Origin of the sequence: Amycolatopsis sp. lyj-84 (assembly GCF_046549075.1) — a bacterium.
Classification (GTDB): domain Bacteria; phylum Actinomycetota; class Actinomycetes; order Mycobacteriales; family Pseudonocardiaceae; genus Amycolatopsis.
In genome coordinates this window covers 225,822-244,304 of the sequence record NZ_JAJPWO010000001.1, presented here as the reverse complement: position 1 = coordinate 244,304, position 18,483 = coordinate 225,822, and the positions used below count along the sequence as shown (strand labels likewise).

The window sequence follows — 18,483 nt, the reverse complement described above, 5'->3', positions numbered from 1 at the left end:
ACGGTCGAGCGAAAAGTCCGTGCGGCGGCTACCGGAACGCGGGGTAGAACGCCAGGTCCGCGTGCGGGCCCAGCCGGGCCCCGAGCGCCGCGGCGACCCGGGTGGCGTGTTCGGAGATGTCCGTCAGGCGGGCGCGCAGTGAATGCTTGGCCAGTTCCCGCCACCAGGTCACCAAGCCGGCCTCCCGGCTGATCGGCGTGGCGTGCCTGTCCAGGTCCAGTTCGGGGAGGATTTCCCAGGTGATGATCCACAGCAGGAGCAGCTGACCGTCCATCAGGTGCTCGGCCAGCGCGTCCTCGTCCGCGAGCGCGGGCCAGACGGAGACGACCTCCGACCGCCAGGCCGCGATCATCGCCTCGCTCATCCCCGGCGGCAGCGCCAGCGCGTCCGCGGTCGACGCGAACGGCAGCCGCAGGTACGCCGCGTCCATCAGGGTGCTGCGCACCCGGCCGCGCTCGAAGTCGAGGAACCGCACTCCGCCGCTGGTCACGAGGTTGTTGTCCGGGCTGAGGTCCACCGGGCTGAACGCGCGGTACGACGGCGCGCCCGCGCGCTCGGCGACCTCCATGACCCGCCGTTGCACCGGCTCCGGTGTCTCGACGTCGAGCAGTTCCTCCAGCAGCCCCGGCAGCTGGGCGCAGACCGCGGGCAGCGGCGCGTCCTCGTTCTTGACCGGACCACCCAGACGGCGCAGGAGCGCGTTGAAATCGGGCTCGCGGCTCGCGGTGCTCGCGTGCAGCCTGCCCAGCGACCGGGCCCACGACAGCAGCGCGCGTTCGGCGCCGCGCGCGTCACGGGCGTGGAGCTTGTCGTGCAGCGTCGGGACGCCGCCGAGGTCCTCGATCACCAGGACGCGATACCGGCCGTCGTGCGCCAGCAGCTCCGGGCACATCCGGTCCTCCGGCGCGAGCGCGGTGAACAGCTGGTAGCTGACCGCCTCCTGCGCGAACGGATCGGCCCGTCCCGGTTCGGGTGGATCGGGGTAGTGCTTGATGACCAGGGTGCGCGGCAACGCGAACGGCGAGGACGCCACCCTCGCCCGGACGACCGTGGCCGGGCCACTGCCGGCGAGGTCTTCCGGGGCTACGAGAGTGATCGCGCTGCCGAAGCGGCGCGAAAGGACCGACTCGCCCGCAGCGACTGCCGCTGCGACGGCGAGGGTTTCGGCTCCAGCTCCGACGGTGGAATCATCGGCAGAGGAGGTATCGACTGTCATTACCACCGACCCTACTCGTGACTGAGCAACCATGACCACTGAGATCCGGGCAAACGCGCGCACTGACGCGATCTGGGACTCATCCGCGTGAAAGCGGACGTTCCGTTACCCTCGATCGTTGCCCTCGACGGCGCAACATCAGCACAATGGCCGCAGCTGCAACGATTCCGATGAGATTGACCAGCAGCTGACCGGCCGAATAGAGGCACCGGTCCCACTCACCGGCAACCGCCGCGACCACGGCGTAGCCCGCCGCCGGCACCGTGGTCACCGAGATGAAAACGCCGACCAGGGCGGCGGATTTGGCCGAAGTCATGGAAAGCATCCCCGCCGCGCCCGCGAGCAGCGCGACGATCAGCGACGCGATTCCCACCTGGTAAACGAAATCCGCCTCGTGGTTGTCCACGAGCTTGCCGACCTCGAGAACACCCGTGGTGTTGCCCAGCAGCACCACACCGAGGGTGATCACCATGGCGATGGGAAATCCGCCCAGCAGCGCGACGGTGCCTTGTTTCACCAGATCGCCCCGGCGCAGCACCAACCCGACCGCGATGGCCGCCAGCGGGCCGAATTCCGGTCCGACGACCATCGCGCCGACGATGGTGACCGACGAGTTCGTGATCACGCCCACCGACGCCAGCACGCAAGCGATGGTCAGAAACGCCTGAAATGTCCAGGTAAGCCGGGATTCCTCACCCGTGCGGCCGACGAGTTCCTGCCACACCACCGCGTCCGCGGCTTCCCCCGGCGCGTCCTCTTCGGCCTTGTCCGCGGCGTCGGACACCGCGGTGTCCAGCGCCTCCAAGGTGATCCCGCCGGTGTGGTCGAGGTCGAGCCCGCACAGCGACTCGATGATCTCGTCGGCCGCCTCACGCGCGATGTCGGCCTCGACCAGGTCACCCTCGGGCGCGACCGCCACCCCGCGATGCACGACGAGGTGGGCGGTCCCGGCGTGTGCCCGCAGGATCCGGATCGCTTCTTCGGTCCGTTCCGGCGGGCACACGGCCCTGAGATGGAGCATCAGTTCTTGACGGGCGGCGCGGGCTTGGCGTCGATGCCCGCCTCCTTGCGCTGTTCCGGCGTGATCGGCGCCGGGGCCGAGGTCAGCGGGTCGAATCCGCCGCCGGTCTTCGGGAACGCGATCACGTCACGCAGCGAATCGGCCTTGGCCAGCAGCATGACGATCCGGTCCCAGCCGAACGCGATGCCGCCGTGCGGCGGCGGGCCGAACGCGAAGGCGTCGAGCAGGAAGCCGAACTTCTCCTGCGCCTCCTCCTCGCCGAGGCCCATCAGCTCGAAGACCTGCTTCTGCAGTTCCTGCTGGTGGATACGGATCGAGCCGCCGCCGATCTCGTTGCCGTTGCAGACGATGTCGTAGGCGTAGGCCAGCGCGCCGCCGGGGTCGTCGGCGAGTTTGCCGATCCACTCCGGGGTCGGCGAGGTGAAGGCGTGGTGCAGCGCCTTCCACTTGCCACCGCCGACGGCGACGTCGTCGGACTCGTCGGCCGAGATGAACATCGGGAAGTCGACGACCCACACGAACGACCAGGCGTTCTCGTCGATCAGGCCGAGACGGCTGCCGATCTCCAAGCGGGTCGCGCCGAGCAGCGAACGCGCGTCGGCGGGCTTGCCGGCGGCGAAGAAGACACAGTCGCCGGGCTTGGCGCCGACGGCTTCCGCGACGGTCTCCCGCTCCTTCTCCGACAGGTTCTTCGCGACCGGCCCGCCGAGCGTGCCGTCCTCGTTGACCAGGATGTAGGCGAGACCGCGGTGACCGCGCTGCTTGGCGAAGTCCTGCCAGGCGTCGAGGGTGCGGCGCGGCTGGTCGGCCCCGCCCGCCATCACGACGGCGCCGACGTAGGGCGCCTGGAACACGCGGAACGGCGTGTCGGCGAAGAACGCGGTCATGTCGGTGAGTTCGAGGTCGAAGCGCAGGTCCGGCTTGTCCGAGCCGTACTTCTCCATCGCCTCGGCGTAGGTGATGCGCTGGAACGGCCGGGGGATCTCGGCGCCGATCAGCTTCCACAGCGCCGTCACGATGTCCTCGCCGAGGGCGATGACGTCGTCCTGCTCGACGAAGCTCATCTCGATGTCGAGCTGGGTGAACTCCGGCTGCCGGTCGGCGCGGAAGTCTTCGTCCCGGTAGCAGCGCGCGATCTGGTAGTACCGCTCGAGCCCGCCGACCATGAGCAGCTGCTTGAACAGCTGCGGCGACTGCGGGAGCGCGTACCAGGAGCCGGGCTTGAGGCGGGCCGGGACCACGAAGTCACGGGCGCCCTCGGGGGTGGAACGGGTCATGGTCGGGGTCTCGACCTCGACGAACTCCTGGGCGTGCAGCACCTCGCGGGCGGCCCGGTTGACGTCGCTGCGCAGGCGCATCGCGGCCGCGGGGCCGCTGCGGCGCAGGTCGAGGTAGCGGTGCTTCAGGCGCGTCTCTTCGCCGACGTCGACCCGGTCGTCGATCGGGAACGGCAGCACGGCGGCCTCGGACAGCACCTCGAGCTCGGTGGCCAGCACCTCGATCTCGCCTGTGGGGATCTCGGCGTTGGCGTTGCCGTCCGGGCGCTTCGAGACCTCGCCGACGATGCGGAGGCAGTACTCCGACCGCAGCTGGTGCGCGCGCTCGGCCATCTCGCCCTCGCGGAAGACGACCTGGCTCACGCCGCTGGCGTCGCGCAGATCGATGAAGATGACGCCGCCGTGATCGCGCCGCCGAGCCACCCATCCGGTGAGGGTGACCGTCTGACCGGCGTGCTCGGCACGCAAGGTGCCGGCTTTGTGGGTGCGAAGCACTGCGGGTGCTCTCCTTCGGCATCACGATTCTGCGATTCGACGGCTTTTCGCCGACGTCAAAGGCTAACGAATCGCCACCGATGCCTCACGACCAGGTGTTCTCAGATCGTCGGCCAGGCCTCCAGCGCCGCGACCATCCGCCGGGTGTGCGCCAGATAGTCGGGTACGGACAGGACCCGGCCGTCGATGTTCTCCAGCAGCCAGCCCGCCGCGGCCTCCTTCGAGGCGAAGAACTGGGTACAGACCAGCGCCTCGACGTACTCCTGGCCGAGGGTGAGGTCGACGCCCGGCAACCGCGACGCGGCGACGACGGCGTGCGGCGGGTCGACGCTCAGCACGTGCGCCCGGGTGAAGTGGACACGGACGCGCGCTCCGGTCGCCGGGCAGACCGAATCCGCGTGCACGGGTTCGCCGGTGGCGACGGCCAGCAGGAACAGGTCCACCCGGAACAGGTCGGAACCCGCCCGGCCTCCCGGGCCTGGCCGGGAGGCGCGGTCCATCACGACCAGGCCGTCACGGATGACGAAACCCATCAGGTCCATCAGCCGGTGGGCCTCGGCGGGGTCCATCCCGACGGTGGCGGCGAGTCTGCCGATGGCGATGGGGTGTCTGCCCGCTCTGGTCAGCTTGGTCGCGGCCCAGGCGATGCGGACAGCGGCGGTGCGGTCAGTCCGGGTGGTCAACAGGCACCTCCTCGCCTTCGTCCCTTCGAGATTAATCACGAAAAGGATTTCCGCCAAGTGACTAAGCCGAACGGCCGAATCCGTTGTGACGTAAGAAGATTCACATTACGTATCCGGTTCACAGCAGCTTGAGCTGTTCCGCGGCAGGCGCCACCTCCTCCCCCGCACGCTGCACGGGCATCGTCACTTGCATCCGGTCCCCGGCGTCCGCACGGGAACCGAAGCCGTGACGGCGCAGCAGCGGGCCGACGCGTGTCCCCAGCCGCTCTCGATAGGACTTCGGGAGATACGCGCCGCGCGAGTACAGCTCGCGATATTTCGGCACCAGCTCCGGGTGTTCGCGGCCGAGCCAGCGCGCGAACCACTCCCGCGCGCCCGGCCGCAAGTGCAACGGGAGGACGGTGACCCGCGTGGCGCCCGCCTCGGCCAGCCGCGCGAACAAGGCGTCGAGCGCCTCCACCGAGTCGGTCAGGTACGGCAGCACCGGGGCGACCAGCACCGAACACGGGAGCCCGGCGTCGGCCGCCTTGCGGATCAGGTCGAGCCTCGCCCGCGGGGTCGGCGTCCCGGGTTCGAGGCGGCGTTGCAGGTCCTCGTCCAGCAACGCGAGCGAGATCGCCAGCCCGGCGGGCACGTCCTTCGACACCGATTCCAGCAGCGGCAGATCCCTGGCCAGCACGGTCCCCTTGGTCAGGATGGACAGTGGCGTGCCCGAATCCGCCAGCGCGGTGATGATGCGCGGCATCAGCCCGTACCGGCCCTCGGCGCGCTGATAGGGATCGGTGTTCGTGCCCATCGCGACGTGCTCGCGCGTCCAGCTCGGCCGCCGCAGCTGCGCGGCCAGCACTTCGGGCGCGTTGACCTTGACGATCACCTGCGTGTCGAAGTCGCGTCCGGCGTCGAAATCCAGATAGGTGTGGGTGTTCCGCGCGAAGCAGTTGTGCGTGACCATGCCGTCGGCGATGAAGTCACCGGTGCCGGTGGTGATGTCGAACAGCGGCAGCTCGATGCCGAGCGCCTCGATGGACGACACCTTCCGCCTGGTGCGGCCGATGGCGAGACCGTCGAGGGACCGTTTCCAGCCGACGGCGGGGTCGGCGAGGTGGAAGAAGCGTATCTCTTCGGCCGGGCCGCCGATCAGCTGAACCGTCCACAACGGACGGAACTTGACGTTTTCGGTCTTCACGTAACGGAAACCGAAGTTGTCGAGCGCGGCGCAGAAGGTCGAGACGATGTCCTGTTCGTCGTGGGTGACGCGCAGCGCGCCATGCCGGTAGCTGCCCGCGAGGTCGAACAGCCCGGCCAGGAATCCGCGCTGCCAATGGGAATCCGGTGACGGCGGCACCTGCACGAAGCCGACCGACGCGCCGAAGTCGGGCAGGTACTTGAGCGCGCGGTCCGCGGCGGCCTGTTCGGCCGAGAATCCCCCGGACCGCAGCATTCCGCAGAGGAAACCGGCGCGGTAACCGATGGTGTCGTCCGGGGTCCTGGCCAGTTTCCCGACCCCGACGAGTTCGGTGCCGCCGACCAGATGCGGCCGCTGCGCCGCGCCGAAACGGGAACCCGTGACGTGCTTCCACCCGCGTCCGGTGAGGAACCGGTGGTCGCCACTGGCCACGATGGACGTTCCGTCGTCGAGGGTCAGGCGGTACGCAGGTTTGAGCGTCGACCAGTGCGCGAGGACGGTCGTGGGCACCAGGCGCCGCCCCGCGCCGCGCCCGCGCGTCCCGTAGATCTCGTCTCCGGGCGCGAGATCCGCGAGTGGCTTCGTCCGGCCGTCGGCCATCAGGACCGGCGTCCCGCCTTCGAGGCAGTACGTGCACGCGTGAGAGCAGCCGCGGTACGGGTTCACCGTCCAGCCGAACGGGACCCCCGAACCCTCGGGCACCTTGTTCAGCACGGATTTGGCGTGCACCTCGTGAAAGGTGACGCCGTCGAATTCGGGTGCCCGCACGGAGCGCAGCAGCCCGTCCAATCCGGGCAGCACCGGCTCGCCGCCGTCCGCCCGCTGTCGATCCCATCGCACCCGGCCAGTCGAACACATGTTCTAGACAGGTGTCAAACAGGTGTTCGAACGCGGGTGATCTTTGCCGCGTTCGTCCTCTAGCTGCGGTACTTGCCGAGGGTCAGAGCTTGGCGATCTCGTCGGTGACGTACCCGGCGGGCTGGATGAGACCCGCGCACCGGCTTTCCCCGCGCGGCGTCGCCGACCGACGGCGCACGGTCACGGAGTAGAAGTCCTCGCCGCCGCGCACGGTGACCACCCGCGCGTCGGATTCGAGCAGCGGCTCTTCCTGGACGGCGAGCACGTCGTCCAATCCGGACAGGTTCAGCTGACGCCGGATCGCGATCTCCGCGAACTGCGCCCACGCCGTCCTGGCGGACGTGCGGCCGCGGAGCTGTTCCGGTTCGACCTGCCCGCGCAACGCGGCCTTGGCGACCAGCGCCGCTTCGGCCGGGTTGAGCTGGCCGTGCAGGAAACCGTCGGGGACCACGAGGAGGTTGCCCGCCCAGCGGTCGCCGCCGACGTGGCTGACCTCCCAGGACCGGCCGGGATGGTTGGCGTTGAGCGCCGAGGCCAGCGGACGGCCGAGGACCGCGCAGCACATGTCCTTGGTGCCGTGCGTGCAGACCAGGAACAGCGGCCCGTCCACTCGCGTGCCGAGCCCGCCGACGCCGTTCGCGACGGCTTCGAGGTCCAGTCCGGCCAGGTCGCTCGTATCGCGGATCTCCAGGCGCTCCAGCCAGCGGTTGCCCGGTTCGCCCCCGCCGACGTACACGGCACGGGGGCGATCCGGGTCTCGCTGGTGCTTGCCGGGACGGCGGATCAGCAGCGGGCGGAGCCCGTGCGAACGTCTCAGGTTCTCGAGCAGCTCACGGCGCTCGGCGGGGAATGCCTCGTCGAGAAGGTTTTCCAACGCGTCCGCGGGCCAGGGGCCCGGCTGCTCGATGAGCAGCCAGCAGCGCATGTCGGCCGCGGTGCCGGCGGGGCTGGCGCCCAGCATGCGCGCGACGGTGGCGCAGCCCGGCAACGCGGCGGGCGGCGCTTCGGTGTCCGAGAGCTGAGCGGTCATCGGCTGACCGCTCCGGACTTGACCTTAGGCATGCCTTAGCTTACCCCGTCCGGGCTACCTTCACACTTCTCGTCTCCTGTGACCTTCAGCCGATGGAGAGAAGCCCCTGCGTGGTGAGCTCGCCGAGGAAGGCCCGAACGGTCCCCCGATCGAGTTCGGACAGCTCGGCGAGTCGCTTGACCGCCTGCGGAGTCCCGTCGAGCAACGCTCTCAGCAGCGGGGCCGCAGCGCCCGCGAAGACGAACCGCTTGCCGTCCGCGAGCAGGGTCACCCGTCCGTCGCCTTCTTCGAGCACCGCCCGCGGGACGAGGAACCGGACTTCGGTCTCGTCGCCGTCCGGCAGCAGGCCGGGGGTCGCCGCCCACGGCAGCCCGACACGCGGGTGCGCGGGAGCCGACGAGTCGCGCTCGGCGAGGAACCGGCCGACGACGTCGGTGGTCAGCGTGGCTTCCAGTTCGGCGCGCAGTGCGGCGGCACGGGCCACGCGCTCGTCCTCCGTCCCGAACCTCGGGAGGTCCTGACGGAACACGGTGCTCGCCCGCAGCTTGTCGGCGAGCCAGGAGACCAGGTCGATCCCGGTGGCCGGGCTGAACCCGAGCGTGAGGTGCAGCGACATCTCCCCCACCGCGGTGACGTCGTGCCAATGCCCGCGCGGGACATAGAGGACGTCGCCGTCCTCGAGGATGAAGTCGTCGATGGGCTCACCGGGCCGCTCGGGCTGGTCGACGTCGCGGTGCAGCGGAGCGGTCCTGGTCGGGCCGTGCATCCGCCAGCGTTTGCGGCCGGCGACCTGGATGATGAACGCGTCGTGGTCGTCCCAGTGCACGTCGAAGCCGTGGGTCACGCCCCAGCCCGCGTACAGGTTGACCTGGACGCTCTCGCGGAGGTCGTGTTCGAGACCCCTGGCGAGGTCGCCGATCGGGTCACTGAGTTCCTGGATGGCGTCGAGCACCATCGTCGCGCCGCCGCGGAGGTGCTCGGTGAACGGAGCGGCCTGCAGGCGGGGGACGGTGCCACTGCGGCGGGTGGGGACGAGATCGGTGTAGCTCTCCATGGGCACCGGAGTGCCATCGAGCGCCAGGCGCAGCCGCGGGAACTCCAGGCGATGCTGCCGGAGGATCGCGTTCAGCGCCGGCCACGGCAGCAGGTCGGCGAACCGGCCCGCGCGGCCTTCGAAACGGCGGTAGGTCTCGCCCTGGACGTCTTGGAAGAACTGGCTGACCCCGAGCGGAGCCACGAGGTCAGCCAGTGTCGGCGTTTCGGGCACTCAGCCGTCGTTGCCGTCGTTGTCGGCGGCCGCGCCGTTGGCCTTCCCACGGTCGACCGCGGTCGGGATCTTTTCGACCTCCAACAGCAAACCGCTGTCGGGAGCCTGCGTAGCTGACTGTTCCTGTGCCATCCTGCCACCTTTTCTCAGACGAGCGGACGGACCGAAAATCGGCCTGGAGCGTCGCCAAGCCTACGACACGTTTCGAGAAAATTCACTGACCAGCAGGGAAAAACGACCTGCGGAGCGATCTTCGACACCGTGGCGCGAGTTCACCCGGACAGCGGTTCTAAGCTGCCATCCATGGCTGAACCGGCATCCGTCCCACGACCGCGATGGGACGTGCTCGCGGCCGTCGGCGCGGGTGGCGCGCTGGGCAGCCTGGCCCGCTACGGCCTGTCGGTCGCGCTCCCTCATTCGCGGGGCCAGTTCGCGTTTTCGACCTTCGCCACCAACGTTTCCGGCTGCCTGCTGATCGGGGTCCTGATGGCGCTGCTGACCGCCGCGGCCGATCCGCACCGGCTGCTGCGACCGTTCCTCGGGGTCGGGATCCTGGGCGGTTACACCACGTTCTCGACCTACGCGACGGACTCACTCGATCTTGTGACGACCGGGCATCCGTTCACCGGGTTGGCGTACGCCTTCGGCACGGTGGCCGCCGCGCTGGTGGCGGTCTACGCCGGCCACGAAATCACCCGCGCGGTGGCGAAATGACCGTTTTCCTCGTCGCATTGGGCGGCGGTACCGGCGCGATCCTGCGTTTCCTGACCGATCTGCGGATGCGGGCCCGGCACGGCGCCGCCTTCCCGTGGGGCACGCTGGCGGTCAACATCGTGGGCTCGGCGATCCTCGGCGTCCTCACCGGCTGGGCGCTGTACGGCGGCCAGCCGGACGGGATCCGCTCACTGCTGGCCGTCGGGTTCTGCGGCGGGCTCACGACGTTCTCGACCTTCGGGTACGAGACGCTGCTCCTGTTCACCGAGAAGACGCGACCGCGCGCCGTGCTGAACGTCGGCGTCACGATGGCCGCCGGGATCGGCGCCGCGGCGGCGGGACTCCTGCTCGCCGCCGCCGTCTGGCACTGAGTCAGTCTTCGGGGACCATCCGCCACGCGGCCATCGCGATCGCCTCGCGCTGCTCGGCCGGGAGACCGGCCGCCATCTCCTCCAGCTTCTCGACGACGCCTTCGTGAGCGGCGTTCGCGAGCCGGAGCCCCTCTTCGGTCAGCGTGATCTTCAGCGCGCGGCGATCACAGGAATCCGCGACCCGCTCGACGAGAGCGCGCCGCTGAACCCGGTCCACCAGGCCGGTGACGCTGGACTTCTCCAGGTTCAGCAGGCGGCCGAGCTCGGTCATCCCGACGCCGGTCTCCCCCTGCGCCAGCACGCAGAGCAGCTGCGCTTGCTGGGGCGTGAGGTCATGAGACCGGCCGACGTCGATGAAAGCCCGCTGCACGAGATGCGAGAGCCGCACCAGCGCCGTCGCGAATCCGAGGTCTTCGGCCGTGGTCATGCTCCCGAGTCTACTTGACGATCGTTCGGAGTACGAACTACTGTAGTTCGCAGTACCAACATTACGTACTACGAACTAGGGGGTCTCATGACCACGACCGTGGCCGTCATCGGCGGGGGATACGGCGGCATCACCGTCGCCAAGGAACTGGACGCGTTCACCGACGGCGTCCTCGTCGAGCCGCGCGAGGATTTCGTCCACCACGTCGCCGCGCTGCGCGGGCTCGTCGATCCCGAGTGGACGGATCGGCTCTTCTACCCGTACGCCCGCCTTCTCGAGCGAGGGCGGGTGCTCCGCGACCGCGCGGTGACCGTGGACCAGAACGGCGTCACCCTCGCGTCGGGCGAGCGGCTCACGCCGGACTACGTCGTGTTGGCGACCGGTTCGGCGTACCCGTTCCCGGCGAAGATCGACTTCCGGGACAGCGCCGCGGCGAAGGCGAAGATCCGTGCCACACGGGAAGAACTCGCGGGCGCGGAGAAGGTGCTGCTGCTCGGCGCGGGCCCGGTGGGGCTCGAACTGGCGGGTGAGATCAAGGCGGCGTGGCCGGAGAAGGCCGTGACGATCGTCGACCCGGCGTCGGGGATCCTGCCCGGCTTCCCGGACGAGTTCCGCGCGGAGATCCGCCGTCAGCTCGACGAACTGGGCGTCGAACTCCTGCTCGGCACTTCGCTGGCCGAGCCGCCGGTCTCGGAACCGGGGCAGGCGAAGACGTTCACCGCCGCGCTGACCGGCGGCGGCGAGGTGACGGCCGACCTGTGGTTCCAGTGCTACGGGGGCGCGCCGCACACGGCGTACCTCGACGGCGAACTGGCCACCGCGCGGCAGGCGAACGGTCGCGTGGACGTGACCGCCGACCTGCGGCTTCCCGGGCAGCCGCGGGTGTTCGCGCTCGGCGACATCACCGCGCTGCCGGAGGGGAAGCTGGCGAAAGTGGCCGGTGACCACGCCGAGGTCGTCGTGGCCAACATCCGGGCGCTGATCGAGGGCGGCGAGCTGCGGACCCACACGCCGGGCGGGCCGATGATCTCGTTGCCGCTCGGGCCTTCCGGGGGCGCGACCTACGCCGAGGAGGTGGGGGTGCTGGACGCGGCGACGACCTCGGAGATCAAGGGGTCGCACATGATGGCTTCGCGGTACGAAGAGCTGTTCAACGTCGCCTGAGTGCCCTGCGTGCGTGCTATGAAAGGCCCGTTACTTGCAAATTTTGCAAGTAACGGGCCTTTCATAGCAACCGGTGACCCAGTCAGGACCGCGGCGCGAGACCCCGAACGTGCGCGAAAGGATCCTCACCCGTCGGCAGCAAGGCGACGATCGGCGTCGTCAGCCCGTTGTCCACATAGGACTGCACCTGCTCACGGCAGGAATCGAGGCTGCCGTGGACGATCAGGTCGTCGACGACCTCGTCCGGGATGACCTGGTTCGCCTTCTGCCGGTCACCGGCGGCCCAAGCCTCGTGCATCGGCGCCAAAGCCTCGCCGCGGCCGAGCCATTCGTGGAACGCCGCGTACACCGGCACGGTCAGGTAGCTCGAGATGAGCATCCGGCCGAGTCCGCGCGCGGCGGCCTTGTCCTCGGTGGGGCAGACGAAGATCCGCGCGGCGAGTTCGGTGTCCGGGCCGATTTCGGCCCGCACCTTCGGCACGTCGGAGGGAGCGAGCCAGTTGGTGATGGCACCGTCGGCTTCTTTCGCCGCCAGCCGCAGCATCCCCGGCCGCAGCGCGGCGAGCATGATCGACGGCGGCGGGTCGGTGGGCCGCTCCAGCCGGAACTTGCTGACGGAGAAGGACTCGTACTCTTCGGTGACCTTCTCCCCCGCCAGTGCCGACCGCAGGAATCGCAGGGTGTCACGGGAGCGCGCGAACGGGGCCTCGAACTCGGCGGCGTTCCAGTTCTTCACGATCACCGGGGACGACGCCCCGATGCCGAGTACGAACCGGCCGGGCGCCAGTTCCGCGACGGTCGCCGCGCTCATCGCCAGCAGGCCGGGGCCGCGGGTGTACACCGGCACGATCGCGGTGCCCAGCCGCAGCTGCGGCGCCCACTGCGAGGCGAGCACCAGCGGGGTGAAGGCGTCGTTGCCCGCCGTCTCGGCCGACCACGCGTCGGTGTAGCCGAGGTCGGGCAGCTGCTCGACCATCTCCTTGTGCGCCGCGAGCGGCACCCCGGTCAGCGGAATCGTGATGCCCCACCGTTTCATGCGTTCTCCTCGCTCTTCACCGCGTCACCGGACAGCTCACGCACGATCCAGTCGATCTGCGTGCGCATCAGGTTCTCCGCGACCTCTTCGGCTTGCGGCGTCATATGCGTCGCGCCGGCCAGCGGCAGGAACACGTGCGCGCGTCCCTTGGCCAGCAGTGCCGACGACAGGCGCAACGAGTGGGCGACGAAAACGTTGTCGTCGGCCAGGCCGTGCACGATCAACAGCGACCGCGAAAGGTCACCGGCGTCGGCGATCAGCGAGTTGTGCTCGTACGACGCCGTTTCCTCCTGCGGAAGCCCGAGGTAGCGCTCGGTGTAGTGCGTGTCGTACAACGACCAGTCGGTCACCGGGGCGCCCGCGATACCGGCGTGGAAGACGTCGGGGCGGCGCAGCACGGCCAGCGCGGACAGGTAGCCGCCGTAGGACCAGCCGCGGATCGCGACCCGCTCCAGATCCAGTTCCGGATGGAGCGCGGCCGCCGCGTGCAGGGCGTCGACCTGGTCGGCGAGGGTGACGTCGGCGAGCTTGCCCGCGATCTCCTTCTCCCAGGCGGAACCCCGGCCGGGCGTGCCGCGGCCGTCGGCGACCAGCACCGCGAAACCCTGGTCCGCCAGCCACTGCGGGGTCAGGAAGGCGTTGCGGGTCTGCAGGACACGCTGGGCGTGCGGGCCGCCGTACGGGTCGAGCAGCACCGGCAGCTTGCCTTCGCTCTCCTCGTAGCCGGTCGGCAGGACCAGCGCGGCGCGCAGGCCCCGCTCCCCCAGCGTCAGCCAGGTCAGGTTCGGCACGACGTCGGGATCGACGGTGTGGGAACCGATGCGCGCCACGGTCTTCTCACCGGACACGACGGTCACCACCGGGCCGCTGCGGTCCAGGCTCCACGACGAGAGCACGGTCAGCGAAGCGTTGCCGGAGCCGACGTGCACACCGTCCTCAGTGGACAGACGGCGGAGTTCGCCGTCTTCGGTCCGGAAGACGTGGATCTGCGTCGGATCGGCTTCCGACGCGCTGAACAGCACCTCGTCGCCGACGTGCAGGATCGAGCGCACCTGCAGCCCAGGCGGGGTGACCGCGACCCCGTCGACGATCAGCCGGTGGTCGCCGTCGGCGGCGCTCTCGCGCACCAGCCTGCCGTCGGTCGTCCACGCCGGGACACCCGCGGCGATCTCGACCCAGCACTCGTCGGTCTCGGTGTGCAGGACCTCGACGGCGCCGGTCGCCGGGTCGACCGCCTGGATCTCCAGGGTGCGCTGGTCACGCGACTGCACGGACAGCAGCGGCTTGCCCGTGGCCGACCAGTGCACCGCGGCCAGGTACTCCCAGTCGGTCTTCGCGACGTCGACGCGCGCGCCGTCGAGGCCGATGATCGCCAGCGTCACGTCGACGTTCTTCGACCCCGCCGCCGGGTACGCGACCACGGTGGCCGGCGACTGCGGATTGGCCGGGTCGGCGATCGTCCAGCGCGGCACGGCGGCGCGGTCGGACCGCTCGGCCAGCAGGCTCTTCCCGTCCGGGGACCACCAGTAGCCCCGGGTCCGGTCCATCTCCTCGGCCGCGATGAACTCCGCGAGCCCCCAGGTGATGTCCTCGCCGTCTTCCCCGGCGAGCACGCGGTCCTCACCGGTGGCGCGGTCGATCACCCGCAGCCGCCGGTCGCGGACGTAGGCGACGTGGGTGCCGTCCGGGCTGGGCCTCGGGTCGACGACCGAGCCGTCGACCAGCACGGACACCGCGCCGGTGGCCAGGTCGAGGGTGTGGAGCTTGCCCGAGAGCGAGAACGCGGCGACGGTGAAGGCGTCGTCGACCGCGTAGCCGACCACGCCACCACCGGTCTCGCGGCTGCGCTCGCGGCGAGCACGCTCCTCGGGCGGCAAGTCCTCTTCACCCGGCAGCAGCTCGGCGGCGTCGACCAGCTTCGTCTCCTCGCCCGACACGACGTCGAACGACCACAGGCTGTGCCGCGGGTCGGTGCCGGACTCGGCACGCAGGAACAGGACGCGGGAGCCGTCCGGAGCGACCTTGAACTCTTTCGGCGCGCCGAGGGTGAAGCGCTGAGTGCGGGCCTGACGGCGGAGGAACGGAAGATCTTCGAGGCTGGTCACGTCCGCACTCTCTCAGACCATCACTCGGGGACGCCAACGCCTTCCAGCTTCTTCAGTTCCGTCTCGGGGTCGAAGTCGGCCTGGGGGAACTTCGGGTCCATCTCCTCGATCGTCTCGATCAGCAGCCGCGCGACCAGGAAGTTGCGGTACCACTTGTGATCGGCAGGAACGGCGTACCAGGGCGCGGTCGCCGTCGAGGTCTTCGCGAAGATGTCGGCGTAGGCCTTCTGATAGTCGTTCCACTGGGCGCGCGCGTCGAGGTCGGCGGGGTTGTACTTCCACCACTTCGCCGGGGTCTCCAGCCTCGCCTTGAGCCGCTTCAGCTGCTCCTCCGGCGAGATGTCGAGGAACACCTTCACGACGGTGGTGCCCGCGTCGGCCAGCTCCTGTTCGAACTCGTTGATCTCGGCGTAGCGCTTGCGCCATTCCGCGGCGGGCACCAGTTTCTGCACGCGCGGGACCAGGATGTCCTCGTAGTGGGACCGGTCGAAGACGCCGACCTGCCCGGGTACGGGGAGCTGTTTGCGGATCCGCCACAGATAGTGGTGGCGTGCTTCGGCCGCGGTCGGCTTCTTGAACCCCGCGTACCGCACGCCCATCGGGTTGACCAGGCCGAGGACGTGCCCGACCGTGCCGCCCTTGCCGGAGGTGTCCATCCCCTGCAGGACCAGCAGGACACTGCGCTCGCCGCCGCCGACGCCCTCCGCGTAAAGGGCCTCCTGCAGCTTCGCGAGCTTGCCGCCGGAGTCGGCGAGGTCCTTGAGCGCCTTCGGCTTCTTGTGCGGCCCGATCGGGAACGAGCCCGGATCGTGCCGCTCGGTCCCCTTGCCGATCCTCAGCGCGTCCCGCACGGAGACCTGGTCCTTTTTCGCCATCCGGCGACGATAACCGCGGTCCGCGCCACGCGCCTGCGGTGATCAAGTACTCCGATGCACGATTTCGCCACTCGATGGAGTCGATACGCAACGAACAACGGGTCAAAGCAACGTTTCCCGGATGAAGTCCACGGGAAGGACATCTAACCTGAACGCATGACGACCGCCGACTTCATCGCGCTCGACGAGCAGTGGAGCACGCACAACTACCACCCCCTGCCCGTCGTGATCGCCACCGCCGAGGGCGCTTCGGTCACCGACGTCGAGGGCAAGACCTACCTCGACTTCCTTTCCGGTTATTCCGCGCTGAACTTCGGGCACCGCCACCCCGGGCTCATCGCCGCCGCGATCGAGCAGTTCGGCCGGGTGACCCTGACCTCCCGCGCCTTCCACCACGACCAGCTCGGGCTGTTCTGCCGGGAACTCGCCGAGCTGACCGGTACCGAGATGACGCTGCCGATGAACTCCGGCGCGGAGGCCGTCGAGTCCACGGTGAAGATCGCCCGGAAGTGGGCGTACCAGGTCAAGGGCGTCCCCGACGGGACCGCGGAGATCATCGTCGCGGGCTCGAACTTCCACGGCCGCACGACGACCATCGTGTCCTTCTCCACCGACGAGACCGCGCGTGCCGACTTCGGCCCGTTCACGCCGGGCTTCGTCACCGTCAAGTACGGCGACGCCGACGCGCTGCGCGACGCCATCACCGAGCGCACCGCCGCGATCCTGCTGGAGCCGGTCCAGGGCGAGGCGGGCGTGATCGTGCCGCCCACCGGCTACTTCGCCGAGGCGCGGCGCCTGTGCGACGAGCACAACGTCCTGCTGATCGCCGACGAGATCCAGTCGGGCCTCGCGCGCACCGGCACCGTCCTCGCGCTCGACCACGAAGAAGTCCGCGCCGACGTCTACACCCTGGGCAAGGCGCTCGGCGGCGGGATCATGCCGGTCTCGGCCGTCGTCGGCAGCCAGGACGTGCTCGGCGTGCTGAAGCCGGGTGAGCACGGCTCCACCTTCGGCGGGAACCCGGTCGCCTGCGCGATCGGCCGGGCCGTGGTCGGGCTGCTCAAGACCGGCGAGTTCCAGGAACGCTCGCGCGAACTGGGCGCCCACCTGCACGGCAGGCTCGGCGAACTGGTCGGGAACGGGCTGGCCGAGGTCCGCGGCCGCGGCCTCTGGGCGGGCATCGACATCGCGCCCGGCGGGCCGGCCGGGCGGGAGGCGTCCACCGCGCTGGCCGAACGCGGCGTCCTGTGCAAGGAGACGCACGACCACACCCTGCGGATCGCGCCGCCGCTGGTGATCAGCCGCGAGGAACTCGACCGCGGTATCGACGCGATCACGGAGGTCGTCAAGACCCGGTGAACCTTTCGGGCGGCCGGTACGTTGGCTGTCCATGGGAGACGAGCGGGAGTGGGTGGAGCGGCCGCTGGTCGGCACCGAGACGGTGTCGCCGGAGGACTGGTTCGCGAGGGGTAAGGCGCTGCGGGACAAGGCGCCGTCGTCCGAGCACGATCACGCGGCGGCGGGCAAGGAACGGCCCGGGGTGGCGGAGTTCTTCGCCCGGAGCAACGAAGGCCGCCTGCCGGACCTGGTGGAACTGCGGCGCGAGCGCATGCTCGCGTCGCCGTTCACCTTCTACCGCGGCGCGGCCGGGCTGATGGCCGCGGATCTGGCGGGCTCGCCGGCCTCCGGGCTGACGGCGCAGCTGTGCGGGGACGCGCACGCGGCGAACTTCGGGCTCTACGGCACTCCCGAAGGCCAGATCGTGATGGACATCAACGACTTCGACGAGTCCGTGCCGGGGCCGTGGGAGTGGGACCTCAAGCGGCTCGCCGCGAGTCTCGTGCTGGCCGGGCGCGAGGGCGGCATCGGCGAATCGGGCTGCCGCGAAGCCGCCGAAGACGCGGTGAAGTCCTACCGGCGCACCATCCGGGGGCTGGCGGAACTGCCGTTCCTGCGAGCGTGGAACGCGCTGCCGGACGCGTCGGTGCTGAGCAAGGTGAAGGCGCACGACCTGATCGACGACTTCGAAGAAGCGGCCGAGAAGGCGCGGAAGAACACCAGCGCCAAGGTCACCGCGAAGTGGACCCGGCGGATCGACGACCACGAGACCGGCCTGGAACGGCACCGGTTCGTCGAGGACCCGCCGGTGCTCACGCACGTCGACGACGCGACAGCGGAAGCCGTCGTCACCGGCCTGGTGTCGTATGTGGACACCCTGCGCGAGTCGCGGCGGACGCTGATCTCGCGGTACCGGGTGTCCGATGTGGCCTTCCGGGTGGTCGGCACCGGCAGTGTCGGGCTGCGCAGCTATGTCGCGCTGCTGCACGGGAACTCCGGTGAAGACCTTGTCCTGCAAGTGAAACAGGCCAACCCGTCGGCGCTGGCGCCCTACCTCGGGCTGCCTTCGCCGGAACACGAAGGCAAGCGGATCGTCGAGGGCGCGCGGCTGGTGCAGGCCGAGACGGACATCCTGCTCGGCTGGACGACCATCGACGGCGTGCCGTACATCGTGCGGCAGTTCCGGAACCTCAAGGGCGACATCGACCCGGCGGAGCTGAAGAAGGACCACCTCGACGACTACGGCCGCCTCGCGGGCGCTCTGCTGGCGCGGGCGCACGCGCGGTCGCTGCATCCGCAGATGCTGGCGGGGTACTTCGAGGACGACGAAGACCTCGACGAGGCCATCGGGGCGTACGCGGTGCGATACGCGGATCAGACCGAAGAGGACTTCGCCGTCTTCGCCGCGAGCTGAAGGGGC

At 69.8% G+C, this 18,483-nt stretch carries 17 protein-coding genes; 5 read left to right on the top strand and 12 right to left on the bottom strand.

Annotation, left to right across the window (positions count from 1 at the left end):
* Positions 1–28: 28 nt before the first annotated feature.
* The 8 genes from ACLJRM_RS01210 to ACLJRM_RS01175 all read right to left on the bottom strand — a co-directional run bounded on the left by ACLJRM_RS01210 (position 29) and on the right by ACLJRM_RS01175 (position 9,165).
* Positions 29–1,216: a phosphotransferase gene (locus ACLJRM_RS01210; protein ID WP_410661941.1), complete on the bottom strand. Its 1,188-nt coding sequence runs from the start codon at positions 1,214–1,216 to the stop codon at positions 29–31.
* Between the two features lie 79 nt (positions 1,217–1,295).
* On the bottom strand, positions 1,296–2,237 hold the full coding sequence (locus ACLJRM_RS01205) for a DUF389 domain-containing protein (protein WP_101606686.1): 942 nt from the start codon (positions 2,235–2,237) through the stop codon (positions 1,296–1,298).
* Positions 2,237–4,009, bottom strand: coding sequence for an aspartate--tRNA ligase (gene aspS / locus ACLJRM_RS01200; protein WP_410661940.1), 1,773 nt, complete (start codon positions 4,007–4,009; stop codon positions 2,237–2,239). The genes ACLJRM_RS01205 and aspS overlap by 1 nt, the downstream gene beginning before the upstream one ends.
* 101 nt (positions 4,010–4,110) lie before the next feature.
* Positions 4,111–4,692: an organomercurial lyase gene (gene merB / locus ACLJRM_RS01195; protein WP_101606684.1), complete on the bottom strand. Its 582-nt coding sequence runs from the start codon at positions 4,690–4,692 to the stop codon at positions 4,111–4,113.
* A 118-nt stretch (positions 4,693–4,810) separates the two neighbouring features.
* Complete coding sequence (locus tag ACLJRM_RS01190; protein WP_410661939.1) at positions 4,811–6,718, bottom strand: intein-containing Rv2578c family radical SAM protein; 1,908 nt, start codon at positions 6,716–6,718, stop codon at positions 4,811–4,813.
* 100 nt (positions 6,719–6,818) lie between these two features.
* A complete protein-coding gene (locus tag ACLJRM_RS01185) occupies positions 6,819–7,766 on the bottom strand; it encodes a sucrase ferredoxin (RefSeq protein WP_410661938.1) in 948 nt (315 codons plus the stop codon).
* Positions 7,767–7,851: 85 nt separating this feature from the next.
* Positions 7,852–9,033, bottom strand: coding sequence for a cupin domain-containing protein (locus tag ACLJRM_RS01180; RefSeq protein WP_101606682.1), 1,182 nt, complete (start codon positions 9,031–9,033; stop codon positions 7,852–7,854).
* Entirely contained in the window at positions 9,034–9,165 is a 132-nt protein-coding gene (locus ACLJRM_RS01175) for a hypothetical protein (RefSeq protein WP_255414917.1), read from the bottom strand.
* Between the two features lie 171 nt (positions 9,166–9,336).
* Here ACLJRM_RS01175 and crcB (ACLJRM_RS01170) point away from each other — a divergent pair, with 171 nt between their 5' ends.
* Positions 9,337–9,747, top strand: a complete 411-nt coding sequence (gene crcB / locus ACLJRM_RS01170) for a fluoride efflux transporter CrcB (protein ID WP_410661937.1) — start codon at positions 9,337–9,339, stop codon at positions 9,745–9,747.
* Positions 9,744–10,118, top strand: a complete 375-nt coding sequence (gene crcB / locus ACLJRM_RS01165) for a fluoride efflux transporter CrcB (protein WP_410661936.1) — start codon at positions 9,744–9,746, stop codon at positions 10,116–10,118. Before crcB (ACLJRM_RS01170) ends, crcB (ACLJRM_RS01165) begins: the two co-directional genes overlap by 4 nt.
* 1 nt (position 10,119) lies before the next feature.
* Here the strand turns inward: crcB (ACLJRM_RS01165) and ACLJRM_RS01160 are convergent, their stop codons facing one another.
* Complete coding sequence (locus ACLJRM_RS01160) at positions 10,120–10,545, bottom strand: MarR family winged helix-turn-helix transcriptional regulator (RefSeq protein ID WP_101606679.1); 426 nt, start codon at positions 10,543–10,545, stop codon at positions 10,120–10,122.
* Between the two features lie 87 nt (positions 10,546–10,632).
* Between ACLJRM_RS01160 and ACLJRM_RS01155 the strand changes: the two genes are divergently transcribed.
* Positions 10,633–11,709 carry an NAD(P)/FAD-dependent oxidoreductase gene (locus ACLJRM_RS01155; protein ID WP_410661935.1) on the top strand — a complete coding sequence of 359 codons (1,077 nt, stop codon included), beginning with the start codon at positions 10,633–10,635 and terminating at the stop codon, positions 11,707–11,709.
* A gap of 82 nt (positions 11,710–11,791) precedes the next feature.
* On the opposite strand, the gene ACLJRM_RS01150 is transcribed toward ACLJRM_RS01155, so the two are convergent.
* Genes ACLJRM_RS01150 through ACLJRM_RS01140 form a run of 3 tightly spaced genes read right to left on the bottom strand, consistent with a single transcriptional unit; the run spans position 11,792 to position 15,725 of the window.
* The gene (locus ACLJRM_RS01150) at positions 11,792–12,745 is read right to left on the bottom strand and encodes an LLM class F420-dependent oxidoreductase (protein WP_410661934.1); all 954 of its coding nucleotides are present in this window, start codon (positions 12,743–12,745) and stop codon (positions 11,792–11,794) included.
* Entirely contained in the window at positions 12,742–14,850 is a 2,109-nt protein-coding gene (locus ACLJRM_RS01145; protein ID WP_101606676.1) for a prolyl oligopeptidase family serine peptidase, read from the bottom strand. The genes ACLJRM_RS01150 and ACLJRM_RS01145 overlap by 4 nt, the downstream gene beginning before the upstream one ends.
* Before the next feature lie 20 nt (positions 14,851–14,870).
* Positions 14,871–15,725 (bottom strand): PPK2 family polyphosphate kinase, encoded by an 855-nt coding sequence (locus ACLJRM_RS01140; protein WP_101606675.1) that lies wholly within the window; start codon positions 15,723–15,725, stop codon positions 14,871–14,873.
* A 156-nt stretch (positions 15,726–15,881) separates the two neighbouring features.
* Here ACLJRM_RS01140 and rocD point away from each other — a divergent pair, with 156 nt between their 5' ends.
* Positions 15,882–17,084, top strand: a complete 1,203-nt coding sequence (gene rocD / locus ACLJRM_RS01135) for an ornithine--oxo-acid transaminase (protein WP_410661933.1) — start codon at positions 15,882–15,884, stop codon at positions 17,082–17,084.
* Between the two features lie 31 nt (positions 17,085–17,115).
* Positions 17,116–18,477 carry a DUF2252 domain-containing protein gene (locus ACLJRM_RS01130; protein WP_101606673.1) on the top strand — a complete coding sequence of 454 codons (1,362 nt, stop codon included), beginning with the start codon at positions 17,116–17,118 and terminating at the stop codon, positions 18,475–18,477.
* Positions 18,478–18,483 lie beyond the last annotated feature (6 nt).